The organism is Methanocalculus chunghsingensis (assembly GCF_018132105.1).
Taxonomy (GTDB): Archaea; Halobacteriota; Methanomicrobia; order Methanomicrobiales; family Methanocorpusculaceae; genus Methanocalculus; species Methanocalculus chunghsingensis.
Genome location: NZ_JWHL01000008.1, coordinates 77,800 through 84,062 on the forward strand (window position 1 = coordinate 77,800; position 6,263 = coordinate 84,062).

General features: G+C 53.2%; 5 protein-coding genes. All 5 read right to left on the minus strand.

The window, feature by feature from the left end; genetic code table 11:
• Positions 1-22: 22 nt before the first annotated feature.
• Positions 23-532, minus strand: coding sequence for a KEOPS complex subunit Cgi121 (cgi121, locus tag RJ53_RS06515; RefSeq protein WP_211530822.1), 510 nt, complete (start codon positions 530-532; stop codon positions 23-25).
• A complete protein-coding gene (locus RJ53_RS06520) occupies positions 532-2,832 on the minus strand; it encodes an ATP-dependent DNA helicase (RefSeq protein WP_211530823.1) in 2,301 nt (766 codons plus the stop codon). Before RJ53_RS06520 ends, cgi121 begins: the two co-directional genes overlap by 1 nt.
• Before the next feature lie 213 nt (positions 2,833-3,045).
• On the minus strand, positions 3,046-3,588 hold the full coding sequence (locus RJ53_RS06525) for a KH domain-containing protein (protein ID WP_211530824.1): 543 nt from the start codon (positions 3,586-3,588) through the stop codon (positions 3,046-3,048).
• Positions 3,589-3,606: 18 nt separating this feature from the next.
• A complete protein-coding gene (locus tag RJ53_RS06530) occupies positions 3,607-4,413 on the minus strand; it encodes a serine protein kinase RIO (protein WP_211530825.1) in 807 nt (268 codons plus the stop codon).
• A 37-nt stretch (positions 4,414-4,450) separates the two neighbouring features.
• Entirely contained in the window at positions 4,451-5,407 is a 957-nt protein-coding gene (locus RJ53_RS06535; RefSeq protein ID WP_211530826.1) for a tyrosine--tRNA ligase, read from the minus strand.
• Between the last annotated feature and the right edge of the window lie 856 nt (positions 5,408-6,263).

Sequence of the window (6,263 nt, forward strand, 5' to 3'; positions counted from 1 at the left end):
TCAGAGCCCCTCATTTCCCGTGTTATTTCAAAATCTCAAGAAGCGCCGTCCGCTCGATGACCAGCTCATCGATCCGGTCTCTTCCGACCACTCCAAGTTCTTCATCGGTAATTCCATACAGATCTTTGAGAACGGGGATCCTCTCATCCGGCACTCCCTCTTCCTCCTGGATGAAGACCATGATCCCAGAGAGTTTCTTCCAGCCATCATCCGATGCGGGAAGAAGCACGACCCATGCAGTCATCTCCCCCTCCGTAAGACCGAAGTTCATTCCGATTCCGGTCTGCCGCTGGCCGGAGACATAGAGGAGGGCCTCCATCTCAAGGCTTCGTGCGGTCATCCCCCCTTCTTTCTCTGCCCTGAGGGCATGGCGAACTGCTTTCTCCGCATGTCTGTATCCCGCCATTTTTCCGGCATTCATACAGATGATCCGAAGATCCAGTGACTCTGCAATCTCCCGTATTGCATGAAGTACCCCGGGTACAGAATCAACCCTGATCTGTGCCATCCTGATCTGAAAATCGTCATTCATTATTCTTCACCACTCTCCCAGAAATCAAGGCTCGACTGCTGCGCTCTCCCCTTCTGCTGAAGGAGAGCAGAGACCCCTTTCTTCATCTCCATGGTATCATCCTCCGTACCTGTATCTTTTTTCTTCTTTCTTCTTCCTCGTTCAGATGTTCCTGAGATCTGATCAAGAATGGACTCGGCAGTCTTCCGCCCGATGATCGGAGCGATCTGATCGATCCCTGCCGCACCAAGGGCCTCCGGTGTGGTGTATCCGCTGTTGAAGAGCTGGCGTGCCCTGATACGACCGATCCCCCGGAGCCTGATGAGTGGAAGGAGTTCTTCCTTTACCCCGTTCTTCACCCGTATCTCAAGGTCGCATACATCCTTGGATAGGGCGGGAATCTCTCTCCGGCAGATCTCGCGGGTTGCATGAATAAGCCAGAGAATGCCCTCGACGACTCCGTGGATATCTCCAGGCCCGATCCCGAACCGTTCTGTGATCATCTCGATTGGAACCTCATCGATCCAGTTCTCAAGGACGAGGGCGTTCTTGATGGCGCAGGCGATCTCTTCATATCCAAGCCATGGGCATGCATCCTCAGCCCTCCCAATAAGAAACTCCCCTTCCCGCTCCTCTGCAACCGTCTCGATCAGTTCTGCATCGGCGGATCGGAGATAAAGACGGAACATATCGGGGGTGGCTGAGAGGAGGTGGAGGATTCCGAAGGGGGTGATCGTCTCCTGCCCTTCTCTCTCGTATCCCCGGAGCTGATCTGCGATCATCACCGCTGATCGCGGATCGAGGTAGAGGCGTGAGGTGAGCTCTCCAAACTGAGTCGCTTCAAGCCTGGAACCGAGATCCACGATCATCTCCATCTCTTCGAGATCCCGGATAACGCGGGTGATCAACCGATCCAGATACTGGAGATTTTTATGTCTGGTAGCATAGAAACTTCCCCTGAAGAAGCTGGTTACGGCCTTTGTATCTCCCGCCTCCCTGGTCGCGACAAGGGCCAGGATACGTGAGAGGAGCGTGGATCGTTTTGCACACTGTGAATCGATATCCTCGGCCTGCGCATGGATGAACTCCTCAAAGAGTTTCTTTTCTGATCGAGGATCTTTTCCTATCAGGATCGCTTCACCATAGGGATCAAGGCCGGGCCTCCCGGCCCGCCCCGCCATCTGCCTGTACTCCCGTACAGGAATCGGGACCATCCCCTCTCCAGCCTGGAATCTGTGGATGTCACGGATGATGACACGCCGCGCCGGGAGGTTCAGCCCGGCTGCAAGTGTCGGCGTCGAGGCGATCACCCGGATCGCCCCTCTCCGGAACCCATCCTCGACAAGCCTTCTGACATCCCGGGAGAGGCCTGCATGGTGAAACGCTGCTCCATGCCTGATGCAGAGGGCAAGTGTTTCGCCGACTGAGCTGTCGTCGCTCCCTTCCACAGCATCTGCAATCCTCGTCAGTTCAGGTTCATCAAGCCGAAGCGCAGCCGAAATCCGTTTCGCGGTCCCTTCTGCATTTCTCCGTGATGAGACGAAGACGAGTGCCTGCCCCCCTTCTGCAATGGTATCGAGGCAGAGGTTTGTGTCAGCGTCCTTCTTCGGGGATGGCACCTCTCTCTCCCCATCATCAAACGCAATCCTTCCTTTATAGTAGACTCCCTCCCTGAGGCTGACAGGTCGCCAGGCAGAGTCGACGAGGCCTGCATCGAGCCACTTTGCAAGCTCTTTTGGATTTCCGATCGTGGCTGAGAGACCTATCACCTGGATGGCCGGGTTTCTGCTCCGCATCGTTGTGATGACCATCTCAAGGGTTGCCCCCCGGCTCTCATCACCGATGAGGTGAACCTCATCAAGGACGATCAGGCTGACCGAATCGATCCATCCTGCCCGGTTCCTCAGGAGTGAATCAACCTTCTCCGAGGTTGCAACGATGATATCGGATCTCCCAAGCCTCTCGTCCTTCCGGTCGAAATCCCCGGTTGCGATCCCGACCCTGACCCCTTTTCCAGAGAAATCCTCATACTTCTCGCTTGCCAGTGCTTTGAGAGGGACGACATAGAGGCATTTTCCACCTTGCGCAATCTGGTGATGCATCGCCATCTCTGCAACAAGGGTTTTGCCACTTGCAGTCGGGATGGTAATCAGGAGGTTTCTCCCTTCAAAGAGCCCCTCGCTGATACAGGTGATCTGTGGAGGATAGAGGGCGGTGATCCCGGCTGCTGCATACCGTTCCCTGAGGGGTTCCGGAATCGGAAGGAGATCGAGATCCCCCTCTGGAACCCCTTCATTTCCACTGGAATGCTCTTCTGTCACTGGGAATCACATCGATAATTATATGAACGTATTTATTATTGATTGTAATAAATTTTTTACCATTTATTTAATTCAATTCATGAATTCTTACAATGGTCATAATACTGCTCTCTATGTACCTTGGAAAAAATTGCATGAGAGCAGTTATTTTTCCAATAGAGATCTCCTTTTGATCGACTCTCTCCTCTGGTACATCTCCAATTGAAGCTCTAATCAGTAGTAGGAACTGATGAGATCCTGCTTTGCCTCTTTCTTTCTCCGGTCAAGGAATGAGAAGACATTTCCATGTTCTGCTCCCTCGACAAGCATCTCGATAGCCTTTCGTGCGGTGATGACCGGCTCAGGGAGTCCGATAATCCCGACGGTCTTTCCATAGATCGAGATGGTGGTATCGGTCATATTCTCGATCTGCGTTCGTGCTTTTCCGTCACGGCCGATGATCCGCCCACGGATCCTGTTCATCTTCTGTGGGGTATCAGCGACATGCGAGAGATCGAGGAGATCCAGGATGATATCATCATCGTCAAAGAGTCGGAATGCCCGCTCTGGTGAAAAACCACGCCCAAGAGCACGGATCACTTCGGTTGCACGCAATACGCCGATGGCATCCTCCCCTTCAATGGTCACGAGGCCTTCTCCACTGTCTATGCTTATTGTCGCCTGAGCCTTTTCCTCGATGGATCTTCGTGTTTCCCCGCCCTTTCCTATGATGACACCGATCCGATCGGAGGCCACCTTCAGTTCCTGTATCGTCATATGCTTCTCCTCTATAATTTATGGGGTGAAGAAGTCTTCACCAACGATCCCTCTGAGGATCTCATGTTCGTCGAGTGTCTCACACCAGCTCCCAAAATACCTGTTCATATTCTGGATATCACGGAAGAGGAACCTGTGTGCCGATGGGTGATCCGGTGTGACCGCCTGCCCCATATCGATGAGCCAGAGTTTTCCCCCTCCATGGAGGATATTATACTCTGAGAGGTCACCATGGACGAGCCTGGCCTTCTGGTACAGGTCGGTGATAAGACCAAGCACTTCAATGTACCCTGCCTCCGGATCATCGACCGGGTTGAGGCGGAGCTGGGGATAAGGTACTTCATCCTTCCCGATGAAGTCCATGATCAGGATATTCCGATCAAAAGCGATCGGCTCCGGCACAGGGAGGCCCACGTCAAGAGCCCGTTTCAGATTTGAGAACTCTTTCTTTGTCCATGCAAAGATGATATTCTTCTTATTCTTCCTGATGCTGGCGAATCTTGGATCTCCGAGGATATAATCACTCATTACATTAAAATTGCCGGTACGAATCCGGTAGATCTTAATGACGCAGTCGAGATCGTCTCCCCGCTTGGCAATGAAGACATTCGCCTCTTTTCCCGTTGATATTGATCCTCCGACTGCATTGATCACCTTCCTGTTGGCGAGTTTATAAAGTGCGAGAAGGGTGACTTCATCAAAGACCTCATCCCTGACCTTCCGCTGGTCGGTGTCACGGATCCGGATACCCATCCTGGATAACTCCCGATCGAGTTCTTCTATGCGGCTGTCGGTTTTTTTGGTCTCTTCTCCCCTTCGTCCCATCTCCTCACACTCTCCTTTTCCCCTTGTTCCTCTCTCTTCAGGCTCTTCTGTAGCTCTGGATAAGCTCGTATGCAGGTGCAAGCACCTCGGTGAGGCCATCTGCACAGGCATTCTTTGCATCCATCGGGTGGACTTCTCCGGCGGTATATGCGGCTTCAAAGGTCTCTATCGAATGGAACTGCCGATCCCCTCCATACTTCTCCGGCCTCTTCACCACAACCTCCCCAAGGCGCGGGAAGATATGATGGCGGAAGATCTCCATAATCGGATTCCCCTCTGTCTCAGGAGGGCAGAAGGCCTTTTTTATCTTCTTTCTGATCTCTTCTTCCGAATCTGCGACTGATACAACGTTGCCTGCAGACGAGGACATCTTCTTCCCATCGAGTCCGTTGACGATCGGGGTGTGGACGCAGGCGGGTGGCTGCCTTCCGATTGCACCGAGGTGCTCCCGGGCGAGCATATGGATCTTCCGCTGGTCGATCCCGCCGACTGCCGCATCCACATTGAGTGCTGCGATGTCGACCATCTGCATGATTGGATAGACCATCTGGGAGACGGTCGGTGCCTCCATCGCCCGGCCAACCTCGTCCATACTCCTCTTCGCCCGGTTAAGCGTCACCTGCTGGGAGAGTTCAAGAACCTGAAGCTGGTATTCGGAGTTGAGCTGGATATCTGTTCCCAGTACAAACTCTGCTCCCTTCAGCCCTACAGCCTCGATACATGCCTTATTATACTCGGCAAGTTCCCGAACCTCATCCAGGGTTCCTTTCCTGTTGAGGAAGGCATGGAGATCGGCAAGGAGGACAACAACGTGAAAACCTGCCTCCTTCATATCGATGAGCTTGTTGATGGTGACGAGGTGGCCCAGATGGATCTCCCCTGAAGGTTCATATCCGGTATATACCCGTTTGACCGGTTGATCGAGAGTTCTCCGCAGCTCCTCTTCCGTAACGATTTCAACGGTGTTACGTGCTACGAGATCGAATGGATCCATACAATACTATTCACGCTGTGAGGCGTTTAAGGTGTGGGGTTCCCAGGTATCGATCCGGCGCCATTTTCTCCCCTGATCACGATCTAACAAAGGCAGGAAGCCCACGACTTCATTCGTGGGATGAATGCCGTTTAAGCGATACATTCAGTGGTCGATACTAATGTGTGCAAGGCACTTCCTCCGGGGAGACAACGGTTATCATGCACATATCTAGGGGTTGTCTATCAACCAGCCTATCGCACTCCGCTCTGATCCAACCCGGATCAGGGAGATGGAAGGGCAAACCAACGACTTTAGTCGTTGGTAGTTGATATCTGTGACCACTTCTCCGGGGCATTCTGTCTGCTTGTATGTACAACATTCTTCTTTTCCTTCCCCCGCTTGTTCTGGTGGACTTCTTACTCCTCATTCTGCGATTGCAGTGGAAGGGGCCTACTTCAGAACCATGGGGGTTGTCTGATCCCGGAATTTGCGCGTTTTCCACCTGACCACCCTGAGGAGATCTGAATATGGGCAGAAGAGGGACTTTGATGGGTGTGGCACCGGCTTCGATCCCTGCAAAATCACGGCTTTATCCGAACCTTTATAAGTACGAATAGCATTCTATGTAGAGTCGCAGGAGACAGGAGGGCGCCGCGACGGGGCACTGCTCCGCGCAAAAGCGCCCGAATCAGCCGCAACCCGGAGCATATCCGGGATTGTGGCATCCTGCCTCCGACCGGGCGCAACTCCCTTGCAGGGGGCCTGCGCCACCGGGTCCCGGCGGTATACATGCCGGGGCTCGTCAGGGTGGTGAAGAGATTCGATGGGTTCAGCTGCTTTGGCAGGAACCTATATAACCTCTCCCCGCTAACAT